The organism is Cohaesibacter marisflavi, from assembly GCF_963665895.2.
In the GTDB taxonomy this organism is placed as follows: domain Bacteria; phylum Pseudomonadota; class Alphaproteobacteria; order Rhizobiales; family Cohaesibacteraceae; genus Cohaesibacter; species Cohaesibacter marisflavi.
In genome coordinates this window covers 2,456,286-2,477,696 of the sequence record NZ_OY762534.1, presented here as the reverse complement: position 1 = coordinate 2,477,696, position 21,411 = coordinate 2,456,286, and the positions used below count along the sequence as shown (strand labels likewise).

Genomic DNA, 21,411 nt, shown 5'->3' with positions numbered 1-21,411 from the left:
CTGTAATAAGTTTTCAATTATAGAATAAACGTAAAAAATATAACAAATAGAATACATTTATTTTAAGAAATAGGTTGTTGGCGAAATTTGACATGGAGCCATTAAAACTATATTTTCCATTCTCATCGAGTTTTCGGGCTTGGAGCCACAAATAGTCACGCCACAAAAATTTATTCAAAAAATTTTGAAACCAAATCCATTTTGGCGCGTTGACCGGTTGGAGAGATCCGCTGGCAGACAATCATGAGATGTTTCTCAAGCAAAGACATGTCCTGATTTTCTACCAGACCAAGACCGTACTTTTTCAAAGGCCCCGAGCTTTGTGGTTTGCTGATGGGGCGAAACCTAAAAACAGAAAATACGAGCGAATTTGCGATTGATGATGTTTGTTTTACGGAGAAATAAAGTGCTGGATGGTGTAGCAGTTCGAACTCTTTGGGATTCTCTTTTTGGAGGGTGGCAGATGGGCGGACGGCAGGTTCCTGTCGCTGAATTCACGCCCGCGAGCCCGATAACTCCCTCAGATGCAGAGGAAAAAAGCTCGCGCCCTGAAACCTCTTTGCCGGAAAATGATGAAACCCACGCGCACCCCTTTTCGTCGCTAACGGTGGTTGGCGCGGGGTCGTGGGGCACGGCTCTTGCCGCAACGGCAGCGCGCGCCGGAACGAAGACGATCCTCTGGGGCCGCTCTGAAGAGGTGGTCAACGAAATCAACGAGGCGCACACAAACTCTGTGTTTCTGCCCGACTGCGAATTGCCGCGCACCCTCAAGGCGACCTCAGATCTACAAGCTGCGCTGGCTGATGCCGACGCTGTAATGATCGTTGTGCCGTCCAGCGCCATTCGCGCCGTTTCCGAACAGGTCGCTGCCCATATTCCCGAAGGTGTGCCTATTGCTGTATGCGCCAAGGGGATTGAAGCGGATACAGGCCTTCTTATGACCCAGGTTGCCGAGTCCGAACTGGCCAATCATTCGGTGGGTGTCATTTCCGGGCCGACCTTTGCCCGTGAAACCGCGATAGGTCATCCGACGGCTGTCGTGTCGGCCTTTCCTTTCAGTTATGCGGACAGATTGACGCCGGATGAAAGCCCGGCCGTACGCTTTGCCATGACGCTCAGCACAGAAGCCTTTCGCGCTTATGTATCTGACGATCTGGTGGGCGTTGAAATCGGGGGGGCTGTCAAAAACGTGGTCGCCATCGCTTGCGGCATGATGCAGGGGGTTGGCTTTGCCGAAAATACCCGCGCAGCGCTGATCACCCGTGGCATCGATGAGATGATGGTGCTGGCCGAGAAGCTCGGCGGACGCCGCGAAACCGTCGCCGGTCTGTCTGGCGTTGGTGATTTGACGCTGACATGTTCCTCGCCGACATCGCGCAACATGTCCCTTGGTCTGCAATTGGGGCAGGGGATCGAGCGGAAAGACTGCTTTGAGGGGCGCCATATCGTGGTTGAAGGCGAGGCCAATGCCCGCTCCATCACCGATCTGGCCCGTCGTCTTGGCGTTACCATGCCGATCTGTGAGGCCGTTCGCCGTATTCTTTATGAGGGTGCCGATATTGAACAGACCTTTGCTGCGCTCTGGTCGCGTCCCATCGAGGCCGAACCGAGCGCCATGGATCTTTCCTATTCGCATCCGGCGAGTCAGGAAGCGCAAGAGGCTCTCGCCCGCGCTGCCGAGAAAATGTCCTGATCGCATCCCGTTAGCCGTTTTGAATAGCAATTTATTGGAGCCGACATGAACGAAATGAGTACAGATATCAAGGCAGACATCGCCCAGAAGCGATTTGTGCTGGCAACCGATCTGGACGGGACTTTTCTGGGGGGCAGCGATGAAGATCGCAAGGCGCTCTATGACTGGATCGAAGCCAATCGCGACAGCGTCGGCCTTGTCTTTGTCACAGGGCGCGACCCGGAATTCATCGTGGAACTGACCTCACGCCAAGGGGTGCCGCGTCCGGAATATGTTGTTGGTGACATCGGAACGACCATAGCCAAGGTGACGCCCGAAGGGCATGTGGAGCCTATCCCGGCTCTGGAGCATGACATTGCCGCAGCCTGGAATGACAGTGGCGACAGGGTGCGTGACGCACTGGTCGATATCAAGGGGCTGACCCTTCAGCCAACCGGGTTCCGCTATCGCGTGAGCTACGATATGGACCCGGATCTGTTTGACGCCTCCGCCTGCAGCATCGTGGATGCCATGGGCCTTGACTGGATCATTTCCGCGGACCGTTATTTCGACGTGCTGCCCAAGGGCTTTTCCAAGGGGCCATCCCTGCTCAAACTGATTGATCATCTCGGTCTGGATGCCAAGCGCGTTCTGGCCGCAGGCGACACGCTGAATGACCTCTCCATGCTGCAATGTGGTGTCCCGGCTGTGGCCGTTGGTGGCGCCGAGGAGCCGCTGCTGGAAAAGGTGCATTTTCTGGATCATGTCCATGTTGCCAAGGCCATTGGCGCGGCCGGTATCGCAGAAGCCATTGGCGCGTTCGGCCTGCATCCGGGCATGAATCTCAAGGTCTGATGCCCCCGCGGCCCAGGCCCAAACCCTGAATTACCAAAGTAAATTTCGAATTTTTGTCAAAAGGAAATAGAGCTAGACCCATGTCTTCTGATCTTGTCATCGTTTACCATCGCCAACCTTATGAAGAAGTTGAAGTCAATGGAAAGACCGAGCTTCGGGAAAACAAAAGCCCGAACGGCATCGTTCCGACCCTTAAGAGCTTCTTTGGGGCCGTCGATCACGGCGCCTGGGTGGCCTGGAAGTTGGCAGAAGATCCTGCCAATCCGGATTTTGAGCAGGTGATCGAAGTGGAAGACGATCATGGCAAATACTCCGTCTCCCGCCTGCCTTTGTCAGCCCATCAGGTGAAGGAATTTTATCACGTCACCTCCAAGGAAGCCTTCTGGCCGATCCTGCATGGTTTCCGTGAACGCTACAACTATGACCCGGTGGACTGGCCAAACTTCCGCGAGGTCAACTGGGCCTTTGCAGAAGCGGCTGCCGCAGAGGCTGCCGAAGGCGCCATGATCTGGGTGCATGATTATAACCTGTGGCTGGTGCCCGGCTATCTGCGCAAGATGCGCCCTGATCTGCGCATTGCCTTCTTCCATCACACGCCATTCCCGTCAGCAGACATGTTCAACATTCTGCCATGGCGTAAGGAGATCATTGAAAGCCTGTTGCAGTGTGACGTGGTCGGTTTCCATATTCCACGCTATGCGGCCAACTTCGTTTCCGCCGCCAGCAGTCTTGTGGATGTGGATGTTCTGCGCCGCGAGCTGGTTAGTGATGATCTGATCTTTGAAGGCACAGCTCTGACAGAACGCCGCGTGCCTACGCTCCTGAACTGGGAAGATCGCGAAATCGGTATTTCGGTTGCCCCTGTCGGTGTTGATGTCGATTACATTACCGAGTGTGGCAACGATCCGGAAAATCTCAAGCGGGCCCGAGCCATCAAGGAAGAAATGGGGGATACCCAGTTGATCCTCTCTGTTGGCCGCACCGACTACACCAAAGGTGGCGTCGAGCAGCTCGACAGCTTCGAGCGCCTGCTGGAGAACAACAAGGAGCTTATTGGCAACGTGCGCCTGATGCATGTTTCCGTGAGCGCCAACCGCAATATGAGCGCCTATGAAGAAATCCAGAATGACATTGAAGCCGCCGCTGGCCGCATCAATGGGCGTTTCGGTACGCTCGATTGGCAGCCGGTGACCTTGATTTCCCGCGCCATTCCTTTCTCGGATCTGGTCGCCTACTACCGCGCCGCCGATGTGGCATGGATCACGCCGCTCGTTGATGGCATGAACCTTGTGGCCAAGGAATATGTGGCCTCCCGCGTTGATGGCGACGGAGTTTTGGTGTTGTCCGAATTCGCCGGTGCTGCCGTTGAAATGGGCTCGGCCGTGATCGCCAACCCATTCTCGCATCGCTCTATGGATGAGGCCATCCTGACGGCCCTCAATATGCCAGAAGAAGAACGTCGCACCCGCATGAAGCTGTTGCGCGATGCGGTGTCTCGCCGCGATATCAAGGCCTGGGGCGATCAGCTCGAAGCGGAATTCTCTGCCCTCAAGGCCGCCCAGCGTCGCCGCACCTTCCACTCGGCCTTTAAACCGGGTGCCCAGAGCTAAAACGCAGAGCGTTTAAACGATAAAATGATAAAAGCCGGGCTTTCTGCCCGGCTTTTTTGTGTTGAGAGGATGCCTGCAAATGAAACAATGCCACTTTGGTCAAGGCTCTCCTCCTGCATATACAACGCCCATCCAGCAGAAGATCTGCAAACAACGATTGCTTCATCTCCTGTATTCAGGCTGGGCAAGCCATTCATCGTGCTGCACAAACAGTGCTTGCTGATCCGTTGGCGATTGCGCGACGGGCTGATCCTGTTGGAGGGATTAGTAGGAATGGAACGCCTGTTATTTATCTCATTGTTGTAAAGGTTTTTGGGGGGAGGCAGTAGAAACGTCTATGACCTCGCCAAATTACACGCGCTTCGTCCACTGGTGCCAGGGTGAATAGGCAAAATGGCAAAAGAAAAGGGGCGCCCAGTGGCGCCCCTTCAGCAAGCGTTTTGCTTTTCTCATGATGATCAGATCGCTGATCAATCCGGCAGGGCATAGACTGCGATCTGATCACCCACCGTTGGTTTCAGGATCGAGTTACCGCCCGATATAAAGGCGACATACTGCTTGCCCTGATACTCATAGACAGCAGGGTTGGCCACAACGGGGGCCTCAAGCTGATCGGACCAGAGGACTTCACCCGTGCTGAGGTCATAGGCGCGGGCCTTGGCATCCATGGTTGCGCCAATAAAAACCAGTCCGCCCTTGGTAACAGCGGGGCCGCCGATGGTGGGAGAGCCCATGCTCTCTGGCATGAAAAAGCCATACCGCTGGGATTCCCCGATTGGTCTGCGCCATTTGACATCACCGGTATGCATGTCGAGCGCGACCAGTTCACCGAACGGCGGTTTCCAACATGGCATGCCCAACCAGTTCATGGCATTCATCAAGCTCATGCCGTACGGGGCGCCTTCCTGCGGATAGAATCCGTTCTCGTTGCCAGAGCCACCATTGATCTTGTCATAGTCTTCACGTGCAAACAGCTTGATATATTGCACGATATGAGAGGTATTGACGATGGCTGTCTGACTTTCTGGATCAAAGGCCACGCCGCCCCATTGAACGCCACCGGCGCTGTCCGGATAGGTTAGGACGCCTTCGCCCTTGGTGGTTGGCGGGGTATACATGCCCTCATAGCTGAGCTTGTCAAACAGCGCCGAGCAAGACCCTCCGCCGACGATATCGGCAATCTTCCAGATTTCCGGCTTTTTCGACTGGTCCAGCAGAGGAGCCGGTTTGGTCGGGAAGGGCTGGGTCGCGGCATAGACTTCGCCGTCAATCGTGCCATCGCCCTGTGGCACCGGACGCTCTTCGATTGGCCAGACATCTTCACCCGTCTCGCGGTTGACCACGAACAGGAAGCCCATCTTGGTACCCTGAACGAGAGCCGGGATGTCTTTGCCGTCAACCGTGATGTCCATCAGGGTTGGCGCGGAGTTGATATCATAGTCCCAGATGTCATGATGGACCCACTGGCGCGACCAGACAACTTCGCCGGTTTCCAGATCGAGAGCCGTGGTGGACGTGGCATATGGGATCTGCTGTTTGCGGTTGCCGCCCCAATAGTTGGGAGATGGCGAGGCAATCGGCAGATAGACAAGCCCCAGATCCTCATCCACGGACATCGCAGTCCAGACATTGGCCGTGCCTGTCTGACGGCGGATATTTTCCGGAATGGTGTCAAAGGCCCACTGCAAATCGCCGGTCTGAGGATCTACCGAGAAGACGGCTCCTGGAGGGGCTTCGGAATATTCCCAGTCCGAACCGGCCCAGCCCATGATCAAATGGTTGCCGGTAACAGTGGGTGGCTGCAACAGCGAAAGCGGGAAGCGGTCCGGGCGCGTGTTCCACTGGTTCACGTCCAGTGCGCCATTGTCCCCGAAAGCCTCGCAGGCTTCACCACTATCCGCGTCGACTGCAAACAGGCGCGCATCCATGGTGCCGATATAGACGATCTTCTGGCAAGGTTCACCCGCAACCGGATTGTCAGCTTCCCAATAGGCAACGCCGCGGTTCTTGAGCGCTGGCTGCGTCAGAGCTTCCAGCCTGGACTTGGTGTCGAATACCCATTTCTGTTCACCCGTTGCCGGATCAAGTGCCAGAATACGATAGAAGGGCGTGCCGATATAAAGCGTATCATTGGCAAACACAGGCGTTGCAGACCATACGGTTGCGGGCGTGTCGCCACTGCCGTCTGATACGTCTCCGGTATGGACTTCCCAGACCTTTTCGAGTTCGCTCACATTGTCCTTGTTGATCTGGTCGAGCGGCGCATATTTCTGGGCATTCAACTGGCCATGGAAGCTGTTCCACGTCGCCTGTTGTGGCACCAGAGGAATGCCCTTGCGTTGGCGAAGAGTGGTGTTGAGAATGGGTGCCACGATACTGTCATTGACATCCTGAACGGGGGCAGGCGCAACATAGCCCCCGGTCTCGTCTTCGCCATCGGGGGCTGGGCCTTGGGCCATTCCATCGGTATCTGTGGGGCGCGCCCCATTGCCACCTTCCGCCGTGCCCGGTGTCTCGGCCTGGGCTTCAGGCAAGGTGACATCAGCGGTGCTTGCCGGGGCATCGGCCTCACTATTTTCCTGCGCCAGAGTCAGAGTGCTGCTCATGGAGAAGCAAAGGGCGCTGCTCAATAAAATCCGTGTGAGAGTTTTCATGCTGCTGCTCCCTGTGTTTTCTGGCTGGACGCGGATTTGCCGCCGCCAGTTGCCGAGCCGGTAAAGGCGCTCATCACAGCACCAATGAGGGCAATAGCCATGGCGACCATCAACAACCACTCATGCAGGAAATAGCCCGCAGCCATGGTGCAGATAGCATCGACTAGAATGAGGAACATCTCAGTTTTGCGCATGACGCCGGAGGGCAGAATGGGATGGATGAGGGCGGCGACCAGCATGATACCGGTCGAAAAGACGACCAGTCCGGCACCGATGGTCTCTGTTACGCCCGTAAGGGGGGCCATATAGTGATAAAGCGTGATAGCTAACCCTGCGGCCGCGCTCACCACAAGCAGCAAAGGCCCCGAAGAATATCGATCGGGTAGAATCTTCATGTTTTATCCTCTCAATAAGATATGCTGCGTGCCTGGAAGAAGCAGATCGCTGCAAGCGATCCTATTGGCCTTTATGAGGCAAGATGCAGAGCCGGAAGGCAGGCGCAGCTTTAAGCTTTGAGGAGCGCCTGTCTATGGAAAGGCAGCGCTCGCCCTACATGAATTCAACGTGCGAATTTTATGAAAGTTCCTTGGAGATTTTCGTGCATCTAGCGCCGGGCAGGGAACGGACTGTTCGGCCATGGTTGCCGGTTTTCAGCGCAGAGGGTTTTTCAGTGCAGAAGAAGGGTTTGCCACCCATTTCCATTTTACGCACCCTTGTTTGAAAGGTCTTCGGCTCTCACAATAGCATATGAACATGGGCGAGTAGGTCTCCGCTTTCTTGATCGGAGCCGTGATAAGCTCCGTGATTGGGGGACCAGCCTGCTCGCCCGGATATCTTGAAAGGAGACCTGATCAGATGGAAAAGAAAGCACTCGGTAAAACCGGTTTTGACATCGCCCCGATTGTCTTTGGTGGCAATGTAATCGGCTGGACGCTTGATGAGCAGGAGAGCTTCCGTATTCTTGATGCCTTTATTGACCATGGCTTTGATGCAATCGATACGGCTGATGCCTATTCGCGCTGGGCCGAGGGCAACAAGGGAGGTGAATCCGAGACCATTCTGGGTAAATGGTTCAAGGCGCGCCCGGGGATGCGCGACAAGGTCAAGCTGTTCACAAAGGTTGGTTCCGATATGGGGATCCCCGGCCACAAGGGGCTGAAGGAAGAATGGATCCTCAAGGCCGTTGATGACTCCCTTTCCCGGCTTGGTGTAGACTATATCGACCTCTATTTCTCCCATTGGCCTGATCCGGATGCTTCCCATTCGGAAACATTGGGTGCCTATGACAAGCTTCTGAAAGCCGGAAAGATCCGCACCATTGGTGCCTCCAACTATGATTTGGAGCTGATGACGGGGGCGCTCGCAGCATCGCAAAAGGAAGGGCTGCCCTTCTATCAGGTGCTACAGCCGGAATTCAATCTCAATTCCCGTGAGAAATTCCCGGCCCCGCTCAAGGATTTCTGCGTTGAGAAGTCCATTGGCGTCATCACCTATTTCAGTCTCGCATCGGGCTTCCTGACGGGCAAATACCGCGCGGAAGAAGATTTTAGAGGCCCGAAACGGGGCGAGATGGCCAAGCGCTTCTACAATGAAAAGGGCGTGCATGTGCTTAATGTGCTGGACGAAGTAGCTGCAAACCATGATGCCAAACAGGCCGAAGTTGCTCTGGCTTGGATCATCAGAAGCGATGGGATAACCGCGCCGATTGCCAGCGCAACCAGCTTTTCCCAGATTGAAAGCTTCGTGAAGGCTGTTGAGCTCGATTTGACACAAGATGAAATGGACAACCTGACAAAGGCCGGCCTCTGAAGATTTGATGGTATATCCGCAGAATGAAACAACAAGAAGGCACCGCCCGGGAGGATGGACGGTGCCTTCTTTCATATCTGTCGCATCACGCGAACCAGTCAGATCCTGATGCGATTAGAGGGTGGCGATAATTCTTATTGGTTTTATTTCAGCGCCTTGCCCTTGCTTTTTTTTCGTTTCCCAGAGGCGTTATTTCAGCCAACTGATCTGCTCGTCTTCAGCTTCATAAGCCGGCATGCTTTCGAGCTGTGCCTGAGTGAATGGGGTATAAACATGCAGGGCACCCTGTGCATCAGCATAAACATTCAGCTTGTCTGCTTCCAGTTCAACTGGCTTGGCGTTGATGCCAAGGAAGCCGCCTACGTCAACGATATAGGCTTCAACCCGCTCGTTGTTATCAAGGATGACGTCACCGACTTCACCGATCTCGTTCAGCTCTTCACCATAAACAGAGGTGCCAATCAACTGATCGGTGCTCAGCTTGTTCTGATCGATCACCAGCATGTCTGCATTGGCCAGGGTAGTCACGCCATCACGGCTAAACTCTGGCGCAGCTTCCAGCTCGGCCTTGGTAGAGGCCATGACCAGATGGCGCTCATTATCCCACGTCATCCATTGCAGGCGGCTGAAGTCAACGGCGACATCTTTTTCACCGAGACCGACAAAGCCACCAACGCCGACGACGGCAGCTTCAACAGAACCGTTCTTGTCCAGTACGATATCGTTGATGTCACCGATAATGGTGCGCACGCCGTCCACATCCTTGACCGAGGAGTAGATGGTTTTGCCCATCAGGCCGCTGGCAAGGATCTGGCCGGGCTTGGCAGACAGATAGCCGTCTTCACTCATAGTGGCGTCGGCGGACACATCTTTCGCAAAGATGCTGAATTCCATAGTAGCGCGTGGCACCAGCTCTTCACCGGACTGTTCAGACTGCGCATTCATTTCGGTCTGCGCCTTGGAGTCATTCATCTGGGAGGTCTTGTTTGAATTGTCCATGGCAACGGCGCCAGTAGACATAAGAGCAACCAAAGCAGTCGTAGCAATAAACTTGTAATTCATAATTCCTCTCCTCGTAAATTTTCTCGTTAGTTGAAAGGATACTATGTTCATTAAAGAATAAACGGTGTATCCTTTCTGCTTGCAGGAGTAAAACGAGTGGGAATTAGGTTTGTTCCGGATTTTTTATAAAAATAAGAATTCTGCAACCAGAGAATTATTGGGTGGGCATATCGATTTTGGCGATAATGCCGGATTTCTCGTAATCTATATGCACATTGCTACCAATAATTTTGTTCAGGCTATGCTCGATCAGAATTGAGCCAAAGCCTTTGCGTCTTTCCTCACTGAGCGCCGGGCCCCCGGTCTCTTTCCATAGGATCGACAACATTTTCTGACCATGTATGGCGGGGGAGGCGGTAATCGAAATCTCGAGACGCCCCACTCGCTGGGAGAGTGCACCATATTGCATCGCATTGGTGGCAAGCTCATGGATAACCAGCCCTAGGGCAATGGCTGCATCGGCATTGATGGCGATGGGCTCGGCCTCAATGGTCACCTGCTCTGCATAGTGGCTGGCATAGGGTTTGACCTGTGTCTGGATAAGGCTCACCAGATCAATGTCTTCCCATTCCTGATCCGAAAGCAGACCATGAGAGGTGGCAAGGGCTGCCAACCGCCCCGAAAAGGCACGTGTGAAACGCTCTGGTGATTGGGAATGGCGCAAGGTCTGGCTAGCAAGAGACTGCAGAATGGCCAGCATATTCTTCACTCTGTGGTTGACCTCGCGCAGCAACAGGCGCGTCTTGTCTTCGCTGCGTTTGCTTTCTGTGAGGTCGATGGCCACGCCGAGGATCTTTTTGGGCTTGCCTTCATTATCCCGTTCGAACACATGCCCCAGAGCGAGCACATATCTCCCCGTACTGCGGGCGCGGAACTCGACACTGACATCCTCGTCAGAGGCAACCATAGTGGAGACTTCATACTTGATGCGGGTCAGGTCGTCTGGATCTATCTGGCGAAACAGGCGCGATCCGGTCACGGTGCCGACATCCTGAAGACCCAGCAACTGACGCATCAAAGGGTCGCATTCGATGATCTGTTCATCTTGATCCCAGCTCCAGGTTGCCACCTGACCGGCCTTAAGAGCCAGGGCATAGCGAACATTGGCGCGTGACAGGTCAAATTCGGACATGCTGCGCGCCCGTGCCGACTGCTTCAATTCAAACATGGAGGCAATCAATTGGGCAGAGCGCTCCAGCAGATCATCATTTCTGGCGGCCCACACGGCGGTGCGGTCGGTCGCGTCCATCAGGCAAAGGCTGCCGATTGCATGATCTGAGACCATAATGGGAATACCCCAAACACGGCCATGATAGTCTCTTTGCTTTAATACGGGCGGTAGGGGAGAAAGAGACCAATGATCCCGCTCAATGAGACATGAAATGGAAACCGCATCCGTCACATCGGTGCGTGGGGTCTCATCACATGAACAGGCCTGATACAGCACTTCGCCGTTTTTCACCACTGCGATGAAGGCGGTATCGGCCCCGGTCTGGGCTCTGATCATGTCTATGAGGGTATTAAAATCCGAGTCCGGCAGAATGCCCAGGCCGCAAATCTGTTCAACAGCTTTCAGGCGTCCTTCATCCTGCACCAACGCAAGCAACTCTTTGTGCATGAAATTCAAATCGATCATCTCAACTTAGGCCTCAAGAGAGAAAATGACCCTTTTTCTCGGTGTCGGTTTTTTCCTTTTCAACGAGCGTATCGTTGCTTTTTTATCGGGCTTGCTTGCGACCATTCAGGAAAGAATAAAGGAACACGCACGCGAGCGATTCATATTTTCAACGCATGGAATGTCGAATGGTTCCGAAAAATTCGAAATAAAAATATCAAGAAAATTCAGGAACAAAGGGCGGTTCGTGTGCATTGGTTAGGTGTCTGACGAACACAAACATCGAAACAGGAGATTGCGTTATGGCTGTTGCCAACAACAAAAGCGAATCCACCAAAGATGCTGACCTGAACAAGCAGATTGAAGAGCTTCGCAGCGACATCGCAAGCATTACGGAACTGCTCGCCAAACGCGGTTCTGAAGATGTGATTAATTTGCAGGATCGTGCCCGAGGCGCAGCAAAAACCGCCGTAGAAAAGGCACAGGAAAAGCTGACCGACCTTAACGATGACGCTGGCCGCGCTGAAGCACGCATGATGCTTGAAATTCGTAAAAAGCCGCTGGCCGCAGTTGGTCTGGCCGCTGGTGTCGGCTTCCTGGCTGCCTTGATGGTTCGTAAATAATCCATGGGCGCTCTGGTCTCCATATTGGCCGATCTGGCAGGCCCCGGCATAAAGCGAGAGCTTAAAGGGGGCGCTGAGGACGGGCTGCTGATTTTTGCAGCCTTCCTCGCCGGCCTCATTGGCGCAGGCTTCGGGTTGCTGGCACTGTTCATCGTGCTTGAGCGCTATCTTGGCGCCTTGGAGGCGTCGATCATTCTGGCTGCTCTGGCATTTCTGTTCAGTGCACTGGTGCTCTACTTGCTTGCGCGCCGCCGCAAGCGTCGAGCGCGGATCAGGGCGGCAGCACGAGCTGCATCCAGCTCCGATCTGGCAACGGTCCAGGCTGTCTTTCAGATCGTAAGTGCTTCTCCGTTGCTGATGATGGCACTCGGGGCCGGCATTACGGCTGCAGGCTACGTCACGCGCAAGCGCTCATCAGAATAATAGGGCGCTCTGCGTCATGAATATGAGCGACTGGATGCCCGTTGAGCGGGTACGCCAGCCTGACAGTGTGCCCTATTGACGAAACGATTTTAGAAAGGACTCTTCATTATGACTGTACAAGCTGTATTGCAAACCGCTCCAGGAGAAGCCGGAATTAACAACGGCCTGGATGAAACCTATCGTAAAGACATGGCAGAAGCCCTGTCAGATATTCTGGGGGCGACCTACAAGCTTACCGTGGTAAGTCATATTTACCACTGGAACGTCGTCGGTCCGCTTTTCAAATCGCTACATGAGCTGACAGAAGAGCATTATAACGACCTGTTTGCGGCTGCCGACGAAATTGCCGAGCGTATTCGTGCACTCGATGCCCTTGCGCCTGTCAAAGGAGCCAATTTTGGCAACTTCATGCCCGAGCGCGGCGACGTGAAAGATCTCAAGGCGCAGGACATGGTGGAAGACCTGATCGCCATGCATGAAGAACTCGTGCGCACCATGCGCCGTGCTGGTGAAGCGGCCGGGGATGCAGGTGACCTGGTGACCGAGGATATGCTGACCGGACGCCTGACCTTCCATGAGAAAGCCCTCTGGATGCTGAGAGCGATCGTCAGCGATTGATCGCGCGGGTCTTTTACAGACCTGAGTTTGAATATTAATCCCTCTTCATTCGTTTCGAATGAGAAGGGGTTTTTTGTGCGCAGCTCCCTATCACTAAAGCGCAGTAGAGAGTGCCTTAGCAGCGCAGGGCAAAACCTCTTTACATTCGACAGCACATGTATACAGGAAGTGAAAGGGTGCAAGGGGAATAGCGATGGCAGGAAAAGAAAAACCCGACGTGCCGCAGAGGCACATCGGGTGAATGGAGACAGTAGCATTTGGTTCTAAAGAAAATTGAACGTCAGAAGATGGGGAATTAGCTCACAAATGCCTGAGAAACGACTGAGGCTGCAGAATTGTCCGGATGGTAGTTACCGTCCTCTTCCAGCGACAAAAGTTCCTGAAGGTGAGCGCGTGCGCGATTGACACGGCTTTTGATTGTTCCGACCTTGCAGTCACAGATCACTGCGGCTTCCTCATAGGACATGCCTGACGCTCCCACCAGAACAATCGCCTCGCGCTGATTATCCGGCAGCTTGGAAAGCGCCTCGCGGAAATCCTGCAAGTCCATCTGTCCATGTTGGGCAGGTTGAATGGAAAGGCTCTCCGTGAAAGTGCCTTCGCTATCCTGAATCTCACGGCCGCTCTTGCGCATCTGGCTGTAGAATTCGTTGCGCAGAATGGTGAAGAGCCAGGCACGCATATTGGTGCCCGCCTCGAAGCTGTCCTGTTTGGACCAGGCTTTCATCACCGTATCCTGAACCAGATCGTCGGCGCGGTCATGCTTGCCGCACAGCGACATGGCAAAGGCACGCAAGCTAGGAAGCACGGAGAGCATCTCGCGCTTGAAACTGTTGTCAGCATTTTGCATCTTGAGCGTTTACCTCTCACCAAGGCTGTTGGCAGCACGTTCGGCTTCGTCCAGCTGCTCGAGCAAATCCAGAAAACGATCCGGAATGGCTTGCTGTTCGGTTTGAGTATATAGCGCCTTTAGCTTTTGGGCGATGGCGCCGTTCGGATCCAACTCTTCATTTGGCTGAACGGCTCCCCCCAACATGTCGGACGCGCTCAGAATGCCCGATTTTTTTTCATCATTTATCATTTAGAACACCTTTAGAGGCCAAGGAATTGTCTCGGTCTTGCTACAAAAACGCCCCATTTTCAAAAAAGTTCCGCAAAGTTGGAACTTTTTTTTTGCTGGCGGATTGTATCGATATACTACATTCTCGATTTTACGATCGATACTATCAAGGAGAGGATTATAGATGACGCTTTCTACTCGTGTTGCCGCGCATCTTCCCTATCTTCGTCGCTACGCACGCGCTGTGACAGGATCTCAAACATCTGGTGATGCCTTTGTGGCCGCCACTCTGGAAGCGTTGATTGCTGACGTTTCCGTTTTCCCGAAAGCCAGCAGTGATCGCGTTTCGCTCTATAAGCTGTTCTCTGATCTCTATCGAAGAGCCAATGTGGAAGTTCCGCCCGCCAAATCCCCTTACGGATGGGAGAGCCGCGCACAGACAAACCTGCAGAATGTGCCACCGGCTCCGCGTCAGGCCTTCTTGCTGGCATCTGTCGAAGAATTCACTTCTGAAGACATCGCTGTCGTTCTGGGTGTGGAAGAAGGGACTGTGCCAGAGCTGCTCAATGAAGCATCAGAGCTCATTTCCAAGCAGGTGGCGACCGACATCATGATCATTGAGGACGAACCTCTGATTGCGATGGACATCGAGCAAATGGTCGAGAGTCTAGGGCATCGGGTTACAGGCATTGCGCGGACCTATGACGAGGCGATCGAGCTTTACAACAGTGACAAGCCCAAAATGGTGCTGGCAGACATCCAGTTGGCTGATGGGTCTTCGGGGATTGATGCGGTCAACGACATTCTCAAGGATAGCGATATTCCCGTGATCTTCATCACCGCTTTCCCGGAACGTCTGCTGACGGGCGAACGCCCCGAGCCGACCTTCCTTGTTACCAAGCCATTCAACGAAGACATGGTCAAGGCATTGATCAGTCAGGCTCTGTTCTTTGAAAGGACATCATAAGAAAAAATGCTAATAGAGCATGGAACAAACCTTTGGCATGAATCGTTTTAGTTGTGTAGTGCAAAGGAGAAATGACATGCTTTATTATGCTTTGGTGTTCTTTATTGTCGCAATTGTTGCTGGTGTACTTGGGTTCGGTGGTATTGCTGGAGCGTCGGCCGGGATCGCTCAGATCTTGTTCTTCCTCTTCTTGGCATTCCTCGTCATCTCCCTGTTGATGCACCTGGTACGCGGTCGATAGAGACGACAGGCCAACACATCTCTCAAAAAAAGCGGTCCTGCCAGAGCGGGGTCGCTTTTCTTTTTGCCAAGTGGCACTGTTGGTCACGAGTGGCACTGTTCCGCCAAAGGAACGCCTTATCAAAGTCTGCACGAATGAGCCTGTTCAAGTCTGGAGGCCTCCGGAAAAGACATAAAAAAACGGAGCCCGCTAAGGCTCCGCTTTATCCCGATAGGGGTAGGTCAGTGCGATCAGTGACGCGCAATCCATTCGTCGATTTCACGTTCCACTTCCTCTTCCTGCTTGCCATACAGCTCCTGCAGCTTGCCTGCCAAAGCTTTCCGGTTGCCTGCGATCACATCAACATCGTCATTGGTCAAGCGGCCCCACTGTGCCTGCGCATTGCCTTTAACCTGTTCCCAATTGCCTTCAATCTGATTCCAGTTCATAGCGTCTCTCCTGATTTGATTCGTCGTAAGATCGCTTTGCGATCCTCACCTAATCAACGTGTGGGGGCAGAGAACGTTCCGAAAAATGGAGGAGATTCAGATAGAAATCGGATCTTGGCGCAGCCTTTGCGACAGGTAAATTTTTCCTCAGAAGACATAATTAATAGGTTTTTGTTTGGCCTGTATTGTTTTCGGGGATGAAGTGTTTTTCTGCTGCCAAATTTTTGTAAGCTTCCTATAATCAAAAAGTTGCCTTGAAAGGGCGCTATTCCGTTCTTCAGAACATTCAAACTCACTATGGTATGTGTATGCACCGACTTATCGCTCCGATTGTCTTTTCAACAGTCATGATCATTGGCACTGGTGCATCACTGATGCTCTATAACAACGCGGAACTGGCAACGGAAAGGCGAGCGGAAGATCTGGCCGGACAGGTCGTCGACCGCGTATCCCTGCGTCTGTCACAGCATTTTGCGTTGCTCAGGGCGACCAATGCTTTCTTTGCGGCAACGCCCAATCGCATACGGCATACACAGTTTGACAAGATTATCGCCGGTTTCGATCTTGAGGACAATTATCCCGGTCTTCAGGGCATCGGCTTTGCTGAAGCCATTTCTCCCAGTGAGGATGACGCTCTCGGTGCTATTCTGAAGAGAGATTATGGGGCGGATGCCAAGGTCTGGCCGGAGACGGATCAGGCCGAACGCGCCGCGATCACGCTGCTCGAACCCTTGACGGACAGGAACCACGCAGCCATTGGCTACGATATGTATTCAGAGCCTGTGCGCCGCGCCGCAATCCAGAAGGCCTATGAAACGGGAGACATGGTTGCCTCCGGGCCAGTGGAACTGGTGCAGGAGATCACCGCGATCAAGCAGGCTGGTTTTCTTGTTTATTCACGATATGAAGACACCGATATGCCCGGCGCTTATGAAGGGCTCCATCCTTCGGTGGGCAGAAAGCCAACCAGAGGGCTGGTTTATGCTCCCTTCAGGGCCGGGGATCTCTTCATTACGGCACTTTCTCAGAAACCGACCCTGCCCGTGGTGTTGCAGGCGCGTGATCTGGACGACAAGAGCCGCCCTCTCTTCAAGTCTGCGCTTTATGATGATGTGGAGCAATTTGGCTCGCGGGTGACCCGTGTTATGGAAGTTGCAGGACGCAAATGGGTGCTGGATATACGGGTCAAGAACAAAACCGCCTGGACCCTGCAAACTGCAGCCCCTTACGTGTCCTTTACCGCGTTTTTCCTTCTGGCCGCGATGTTGGCATGGATCACCCATTCCCAGCTGCGCGCTGTTCGCACAGCCAAGACCATGCAGAAGCTGTCAGAAAAGAACCTGATAGAGAAAGATCTGCTTTTGCAGGAAATGAAGCACCGGATCAAGAATTCCATCGCGCGCATTCTGGCAATGGCGCGGCAGACGGCTCACCACTCCGAGACGATTGAAGACTATTCCGAGAGTCTGACGGCACGCTTGCAGGCCATGGCCAACGCGCAGGATGCTCTGACGCGCTCCCATTGGCAGCGAGCTGATTTGTCTGATCTGCTCTCAAAGGAGTTGAGGCAGGTGCTAGGTGAAGACCAGTTCGGCGGCACGATTTCGGGGCCGAAGGTGGAGCTGGATGAAACCACGGTGCAGGCTTTTGCGCTGACCTTCCATGAACTGGCAACCAATGCACTTAAATATAGCGACGTTGCCAAGGATAATGCCGCCCTCAGTGTGACATGGTCTCTTGAGCAGAAGGGGAAGGTGAGAAATCTGCATCTTGCCTGGAAGGAACGCAGCGAGAATGTGCTTGCAGCTCCTGAGCATAAGGGATTTGGCACCAAGCTGATCGATGCCAATATCCGGGGTGAGTTGCGCGGCACTATCGAACGTCGGTTCGAAACGCACGGCCTGACCGTGGAGATTACAGTGCCATTGCCTGAGAACGGGCGCTCGAAGGCGAAGTCAAAGGCGGGCGCTGCTGCGACCGCCGGGGCCGGCAAAGAACCAGACAATAAGGCCTAGCAACGGGAAGATGATAATGCCGAGAATCCAGAGCAGTTTGGCCCCCGTGCTTTCGTGGCTGCCAATGACCTTGATCACGGCATAAATATCGAGAATAAGAATGATAAGGCCAACAAGGCCATAACCCGTAAACATAATAAACTCCTGAGTATCGTCTAGTCGGGAGGGCCTGCTGCTGTGTGTTTGGCCCCTGTATGCGCGGTCAAATCAATGCCCCCGAAAATGCCCAACCGCGCGGGGGACGGTCGGGCAAGGGGCGCTCGCCGGATCAGTCAGCCAGCGACCGCAATTGTAGTTCGCTAACAGCCAGCGCGAAGTTCAACCCTGTCTGGGCGGAAACGCTAAGCGGTTGCAGGGCAATGGTCTCGTCAGAGCCACCCACAAGCAGGTTCCCGCCAACACCGGCGCCAACGGTTGCCTGAGCACTTACGCCTGCATAATCACCTGCAAGAGCGCCAGGGCGATAGTCGTCCGTGGTCGGCGCCATGACCAGCCATGAAATTACGCCATGATCAGTGGTGCCGATATCCAGTCCGAATTTGTTGATCGCGCCAAAATAGGCTTCGTCTGGCACGCCAGCCTCAGCAGATTTGAAGGTGCAGGAGAGATCCTTGGTAGATTTGAAAACAAATCCTTCCCCGCCTTTCACCGCACAATCAAGCTGACCAATCTCGACACGATCAATGGTGTCAGCAGCAGCTGGTGCACTGAGAGCCAGCGCGGGGAGGGTTGCCATGAAAAGATATTTCATAAAACGGGTCATAGGATCAATCTCCAGATTCCTTGCAATATCGGCGAGGGTAGAGAAGCTTTTATTGTTGTTGTTTGCTCTCTACCCGGTTCGGCAAGTCAACGTCGACAGAGTCCGAATTGTTCCCAACTTTTACAAAACCAAATCGACAAGGCCATGCGGAGCCGCCTGCTTGCCTGTTGCAAAAGCTGGTGGATTTCGTCTGTGCGGTTATTGAAAAACAGAAGCTAGAACAGCGTCTTGGGGTGTGTGTCGGCTGGTTCCATAAGCTGGCAACCAGAGGCGCGACTGCTACCCACTGCGCGATCTACCTGATAGGAGATCAACTCGCTATCCCTGTGCTCGGAGAGAAGCGAACTGGCCTCATCCACGGATGTGCCCGCGCTGAGCCATGCATCAAACACTGAAGGCTTGAGGATGACGGGCATGCGCGGATGGATGGCTCTGATCTCATCCACGGCTGGGGCCGTGAGGATGGTGCAGCTGTAAAGATCTAGGAACGGGTTATAGGCCGACAGACCGGCAAAGGCGAAGGGCTCGAAATCGGGGAGATGCAAGAGATGGGGATCTTTCTTGCCGTCTGCCTTGCTTGTTGTCCATTCATAATAGCCATCAGCCGGTATGAGGCATCGCCCCGTCTTGTAGGCATCCCGAAAGGACGGTTTGTTGTGAGCCTCTTCCGAGCGGGCGTTGAACATGGGATATCTGTTTTGCAGTTCTTTGGCCCAATGGGGCACAAGCCACCACCGTCCCTCCATAAGCCGCCGTTCGCCGTTCGGCTCGCCAACATAGAGCACAGACTGGGTTGGGGCGATATTGTAGCGGGCAGGCACATTGCGTTGCCGGTCTTCGGGACGAATGAGATTATACATTTCATGGATATCCGCCCATGAGCCCTGAAGGATAAACCGTCCGCACATCGTTTTCACCCTGTCATCCATGCTGCTGGGCGGGGTGGTTCCTTGCCCTGCGCAGCGGCTTGCCTGCCCCTTTCAAGGGGGATTCCTGTCGCCAACTTAGCGTTAGACCCGGGGCAAGCTCAAGGGTTGAGAATGCACAATTGTTATAGTTATAATCTATAAGGGAATTTGAGTATGGAATGGAGAGAGAGGCGAAGAACGACATGAGCGTGACCTTTTTGCAATGGCGCGGATTTCCCGATGAAACGCGCGTTTTTTTCCTTGCATCGACAAACGAATTCCATCATGGCTGACCGCGCTGACGCCGATCGTTCCAATGTCTGTTTCCAACGCAGAGCTGTGAGCGAATAGAGGCGAACCAAGGCTTCAAGAGTCCCCTGATTGCCAAGCCAGGGCACTCGCGATCTCCATGTAAAACACTTTAGATCCGACTTTTGATTTCCAAGCAAATCTTGCGGACCCGCTATCAGGATGGTTGTCATGGCCAAGATATTTGCACCGATCGCCTCACTGCTGATTTCCGTTACCCTGCTGCTGCTGGGCCACGGCTTGCAGAGCACCCTCATTCCTCTCGCCTCGCGCGCTTATCAATTCAGTGACTTGCTGATTGGTTTTGCTGCGTCGGCCTACTTTGCCGGCTTCGTCTTGGGCGGCATCATCACGCCGCATGTTGTGGTGCGCGCCGGTCATATTCGCGGCTTTGCCGTGATGGTCTCGTCCATGTCTGCGGCTGCATTGTTGCACCCCTTGGTGACAGACGCCTATGCCTGGGTGTTGTTTCGTTTTATCACCGGTTTCTGCGTGTCCGGCCTCTATCTGATCATTGAGAGTTGGCTCAATGAATTTGCCGATAACGAAAACCGCGGACTGGTCATGTCCGCCTACATTATCGTGAACTATGCCGCCTTTACGGTGGGGCAGTTGATGGTGACATTGGCGCAGCCGGAAAGTTTCTATTTGTTCGCCATCGCCTCCATTATCATTTCGGTGGCTGTGATGCCTGTGGCCATGACCAAGGCTGCTCAACCTGCACCTATTGCTATCGTCAAGCTGGATTTGCGCCGTGTGTTCAAGACCTCGCAGGCGGCGATTATCTCTGCATTCATGATTGGCGTGGTGCTTGGCTCGCATCTGACATTTGCGCCAATTTATGCGGTTGAAAAGGGCTATAATCCACTGACGCAGGCCCCTGTCTTTGCGGCCATGCTTGGCCTTGGCGGGATCATCAGCCAGTGGCCTCTGGGCCGATTTTCGGACAGGATGGACCGACGCGTCGTTCTTTTGACCATCAGCATTCTGGGGGGCGTTGCTTCCGTTGCCATCACCATGTTGCATGATGTGCCCTTCTATCTCTTCCTGATCGTGGGCGCGGTTATCGGGGCACTCACCCAACCTGCCTATTCGCTGGCTGCTGCCCATGGCTATGACAATGCCAAGGAAAGCGGCTATGTGCGCATGGCCGCGGGTCTGCTCGTTTCCTACGGTTTGGGCTCGGCCATTGGCCCGTCGGTTACATCAATATTGATGCAGTTTTATGGGCCGGACGTATTGTTCCTCTTCCCCACAGTGCTTCTTGCCATCCTGTCTGTTTATCTGGTGATCCGTATTCGTCAGAAAGATCCTGTCCGCGAAGCACAGAAAGAGGACTTCGACCTTGCCGCGACGGCTGCCGTCCTTGGTGTGGTCTCGCCAGAAGTCTTCAGCGAAGAAGACCGCTATGTTGTTGTGCCAGACGAGTGGGAGCCCACTGAGGAAGAAGATCCCGACGCCGAGGTCAATGGTGGCGAAATCCCCGAAGGGGAGCTGCCCGAGGATGCGGCTCTGGAACCCAGAAAGTTGCCTGAAGTCGAGGTGGATGAAGCTGTAGCCATCGCTATCAAGGAAGGTGACGGTGTTCCGCAGGACAAGACAGCCATTGAAGGCGATGATGATGAAGAGGAAGTGGAAGAGGCTCATGAAGGTGAGCGCTCTAAGAGCGGGGCCGATGATGCCGAAGCGGATACTCCTGAGGCCGCCTCTTCTGACGATGAATCTGCTGCAGTCGCAAACGACGAGGAAAGCAAACGCTAGTCTTACGGTCTAACGGTT

The 21,411-nt window shown here is 53.9% G+C and carries 23 protein-coding genes; 13 read left to right on the top strand and 10 right to left on the bottom strand.

Features of this window, described 5'->3' with window-relative positions; genetic code table 11:
• Window positions 1–463: 463 nt before the first annotated feature.
• The 4 genes from ACKPCT_RS12315 to ACKPCT_RS12300 all read left to right on the top strand — a co-directional run bounded on the left by ACKPCT_RS12315 (window position 464) and on the right by ACKPCT_RS12300 (window position 4,443).
• Complete coding sequence (locus ACKPCT_RS12315) at window positions 464–1,693, top strand: NAD(P)H-dependent glycerol-3-phosphate dehydrogenase (protein WP_090071064.1); 1,230 nt, start codon at window positions 464–466, stop codon at window positions 1,691–1,693.
• A 45-nt stretch (window positions 1,694–1,738) separates the two neighbouring features.
• Window positions 1,739–2,527: an HAD family hydrolase gene (locus ACKPCT_RS12310; RefSeq protein WP_319569337.1), complete on the top strand. Its 789-nt coding sequence runs from the start codon at window positions 1,739–1,741 to the stop codon at window positions 2,525–2,527.
• Between the two features lie 80 nt (window positions 2,528–2,607).
• Complete coding sequence (ggpS, locus tag ACKPCT_RS12305) at window positions 2,608–4,137, top strand: glucosylglycerol-phosphate synthase (protein WP_090071062.1); 1,530 nt, start codon at window positions 2,608–2,610, stop codon at window positions 4,135–4,137.
• A gap of 24 nt (window positions 4,138–4,161) precedes the next feature.
• Window positions 4,162–4,443 carry a hypothetical protein gene (locus ACKPCT_RS12300; protein WP_319569336.1) on the top strand — a complete coding sequence of 94 codons (282 nt, stop codon included), beginning with the start codon at window positions 4,162–4,164 and terminating at the stop codon, window positions 4,441–4,443.
• A 164-nt stretch (window positions 4,444–4,607) separates the two neighbouring features.
• Here ACKPCT_RS12300 and ACKPCT_RS12295 read toward each other — a convergent pair whose 3' ends face one another.
• Window positions 4,608–6,791 (bottom strand): pyrroloquinoline quinone-dependent dehydrogenase, encoded by a 2,184-nt coding sequence (locus ACKPCT_RS12295; RefSeq protein ID WP_319569335.1) that lies wholly within the window; start codon window positions 6,789–6,791, stop codon window positions 4,608–4,610.
• Window positions 6,788–7,186: a hypothetical protein gene (locus ACKPCT_RS12290; RefSeq protein WP_319569334.1), complete on the bottom strand. Its 399-nt coding sequence runs from the start codon at window positions 7,184–7,186 to the stop codon at window positions 6,788–6,790. Before ACKPCT_RS12290 ends, ACKPCT_RS12295 begins: the two co-directional genes overlap by 4 nt.
• Window positions 7,187–7,646: 460 nt before the next feature.
• On the opposite strand from ACKPCT_RS12290, the gene ACKPCT_RS12285 reads away from it, so the two are divergent.
• Window positions 7,647–8,600: an aldo/keto reductase gene (locus tag ACKPCT_RS12285; protein WP_319569333.1), complete on the top strand. Its 954-nt coding sequence runs from the start codon at window positions 7,647–7,649 to the stop codon at window positions 8,598–8,600.
• 189 nt (window positions 8,601–8,789) lie between these two features.
• Here the strand turns inward: ACKPCT_RS12285 and ACKPCT_RS12280 are convergent, their stop codons facing one another.
• Together ACKPCT_RS12280 and ACKPCT_RS12275 are read right to left on the bottom strand one after the other, a co-directional pair.
• Window positions 8,790–9,662: a PRC-barrel domain-containing protein gene (locus tag ACKPCT_RS12280; protein ID WP_175527998.1), complete on the bottom strand. Its 873-nt coding sequence runs from the start codon at window positions 9,660–9,662 to the stop codon at window positions 8,790–8,792.
• 154 nt (window positions 9,663–9,816) lie between these two features.
• The gene (locus ACKPCT_RS12275; RefSeq protein WP_090071052.1) at window positions 9,817–11,298 is read right to left on the bottom strand and encodes a sensor histidine kinase; all 1,482 of its coding nucleotides are present in this window, start codon (window positions 11,296–11,298) and stop codon (window positions 9,817–9,819) included.
• A gap of 25 nt (window positions 11,299–11,323) precedes the next feature.
• Here ACKPCT_RS12275 and ACKPCT_RS12270 point away from each other — a divergent pair, with 25 nt between their 5' ends.
• From ACKPCT_RS12270 to ACKPCT_RS12255, 4 genes are all read left to right on the top strand, one after another.
• Window positions 11,324–11,539 carry a hypothetical protein gene (locus ACKPCT_RS12270; RefSeq protein ID WP_319569332.1) on the top strand — a complete coding sequence of 72 codons (216 nt, stop codon included), beginning with the start codon at window positions 11,324–11,326 and terminating at the stop codon, window positions 11,537–11,539.
• A gap of 40 nt (window positions 11,540–11,579) precedes the next feature.
• Window positions 11,580–11,900 carry a DUF883 family protein gene (locus tag ACKPCT_RS12265; protein WP_090071048.1) on the top strand — a complete coding sequence of 107 codons (321 nt, stop codon included), beginning with the start codon at window positions 11,580–11,582 and terminating at the stop codon, window positions 11,898–11,900.
• A gap of 3 nt (window positions 11,901–11,903) precedes the next feature.
• The gene (locus ACKPCT_RS12260) at window positions 11,904–12,323 is read left to right on the top strand and encodes a hypothetical protein (protein ID WP_319569331.1); all 420 of its coding nucleotides are present in this window, start codon (window positions 11,904–11,906) and stop codon (window positions 12,321–12,323) included.
• Window positions 12,324–12,431: 108 nt separating this feature from the next.
• Window positions 12,432–12,941 carry a Dps family protein gene (locus ACKPCT_RS12255; protein WP_090071044.1) on the top strand — a complete coding sequence of 170 codons (510 nt, stop codon included), beginning with the start codon at window positions 12,432–12,434 and terminating at the stop codon, window positions 12,939–12,941.
• A gap of 295 nt (window positions 12,942–13,236) precedes the next feature.
• Here the strand turns inward: ACKPCT_RS12255 and ACKPCT_RS12250 are convergent, their stop codons facing one another.
• Window positions 13,237–13,791 carry a sigma-70 family RNA polymerase sigma factor gene (locus tag ACKPCT_RS12250; protein WP_090071042.1) on the bottom strand — a complete coding sequence of 185 codons (555 nt, stop codon included), beginning with the start codon at window positions 13,789–13,791 and terminating at the stop codon, window positions 13,237–13,239.
• A gap of 9 nt (window positions 13,792–13,800) precedes the next feature.
• Window positions 13,801–14,022, bottom strand: a complete 222-nt coding sequence (locus tag ACKPCT_RS12245; protein ID WP_090071039.1) for a NepR family anti-sigma factor — start codon at window positions 14,020–14,022, stop codon at window positions 13,801–13,803.
• A gap of 163 nt (window positions 14,023–14,185) precedes the next feature.
• Here ACKPCT_RS12245 and ACKPCT_RS12240 point away from each other — a divergent pair, with 163 nt between their 5' ends.
• Both ACKPCT_RS12240 and ACKPCT_RS12235 read left to right on the top strand, forming a co-directional pair.
• Complete coding sequence (locus tag ACKPCT_RS12240) at window positions 14,186–14,968, top strand: response regulator (RefSeq protein ID WP_090071037.1); 783 nt, start codon at window positions 14,186–14,188, stop codon at window positions 14,966–14,968.
• A 76-nt stretch (window positions 14,969–15,044) separates the two neighbouring features.
• On the top strand, window positions 15,045–15,209 hold the full coding sequence (locus ACKPCT_RS12235; protein ID WP_090071035.1) for a DUF1328 domain-containing protein: 165 nt from the start codon (window positions 15,045–15,047) through the stop codon (window positions 15,207–15,209).
• A gap of 230 nt (window positions 15,210–15,439) precedes the next feature.
• On the opposite strand, the gene ACKPCT_RS12230 is transcribed toward ACKPCT_RS12235, so the two are convergent.
• Entirely contained in the window at window positions 15,440–15,637 is a 198-nt protein-coding gene (locus ACKPCT_RS12230) for a CsbD family protein (RefSeq protein WP_090071034.1), read from the bottom strand.
• 308 nt (window positions 15,638–15,945) lie between these two features.
• Between ACKPCT_RS12230 and ACKPCT_RS12225 the strand changes: the two genes are divergently transcribed.
• Window positions 15,946–17,652 carry a CHASE domain-containing protein gene (locus tag ACKPCT_RS12225; RefSeq protein WP_175527997.1) on the top strand — a complete coding sequence of 569 codons (1,707 nt, stop codon included), beginning with the start codon at window positions 15,946–15,948 and terminating at the stop codon, window positions 17,650–17,652.
• On the opposite strand, the gene ACKPCT_RS12220 is transcribed toward ACKPCT_RS12225, so the two are convergent.
• The 3 genes from ACKPCT_RS12220 to ACKPCT_RS12210 form a co-directional block, all read right to left on the bottom strand.
• Complete coding sequence (locus tag ACKPCT_RS12220) at window positions 17,593–17,787, bottom strand: PLD nuclease N-terminal domain-containing protein (RefSeq protein WP_319569330.1); 195 nt, start codon at window positions 17,785–17,787, stop codon at window positions 17,593–17,595. The two genes, ACKPCT_RS12225 and ACKPCT_RS12220, sit on opposite strands and share 60 nt — an antisense overlap.
• 133 nt (window positions 17,788–17,920) lie before the next feature.
• The gene (locus ACKPCT_RS12215) at window positions 17,921–18,415 is read right to left on the bottom strand and encodes a DUF992 domain-containing protein (protein ID WP_319569329.1); all 495 of its coding nucleotides are present in this window, start codon (window positions 18,413–18,415) and stop codon (window positions 17,921–17,923) included.
• A 215-nt stretch (window positions 18,416–18,630) separates the two neighbouring features.
• Window positions 18,631–19,323 carry an SOS response-associated peptidase gene (locus ACKPCT_RS12210; RefSeq protein WP_319569328.1) on the bottom strand — a complete coding sequence of 231 codons (693 nt, stop codon included), beginning with the start codon at window positions 19,321–19,323 and terminating at the stop codon, window positions 18,631–18,633.
• 480 nt (window positions 19,324–19,803) lie between these two features.
• On the opposite strand from ACKPCT_RS12210, the gene ACKPCT_RS12205 reads away from it, so the two are divergent.
• A complete protein-coding gene (locus ACKPCT_RS12205) occupies window positions 19,804–21,393 on the top strand; it encodes an MFS transporter (protein WP_319569327.1) in 1,590 nt (529 codons plus the stop codon).
• Window positions 21,394–21,411: the final 18 nt, after the last annotated feature.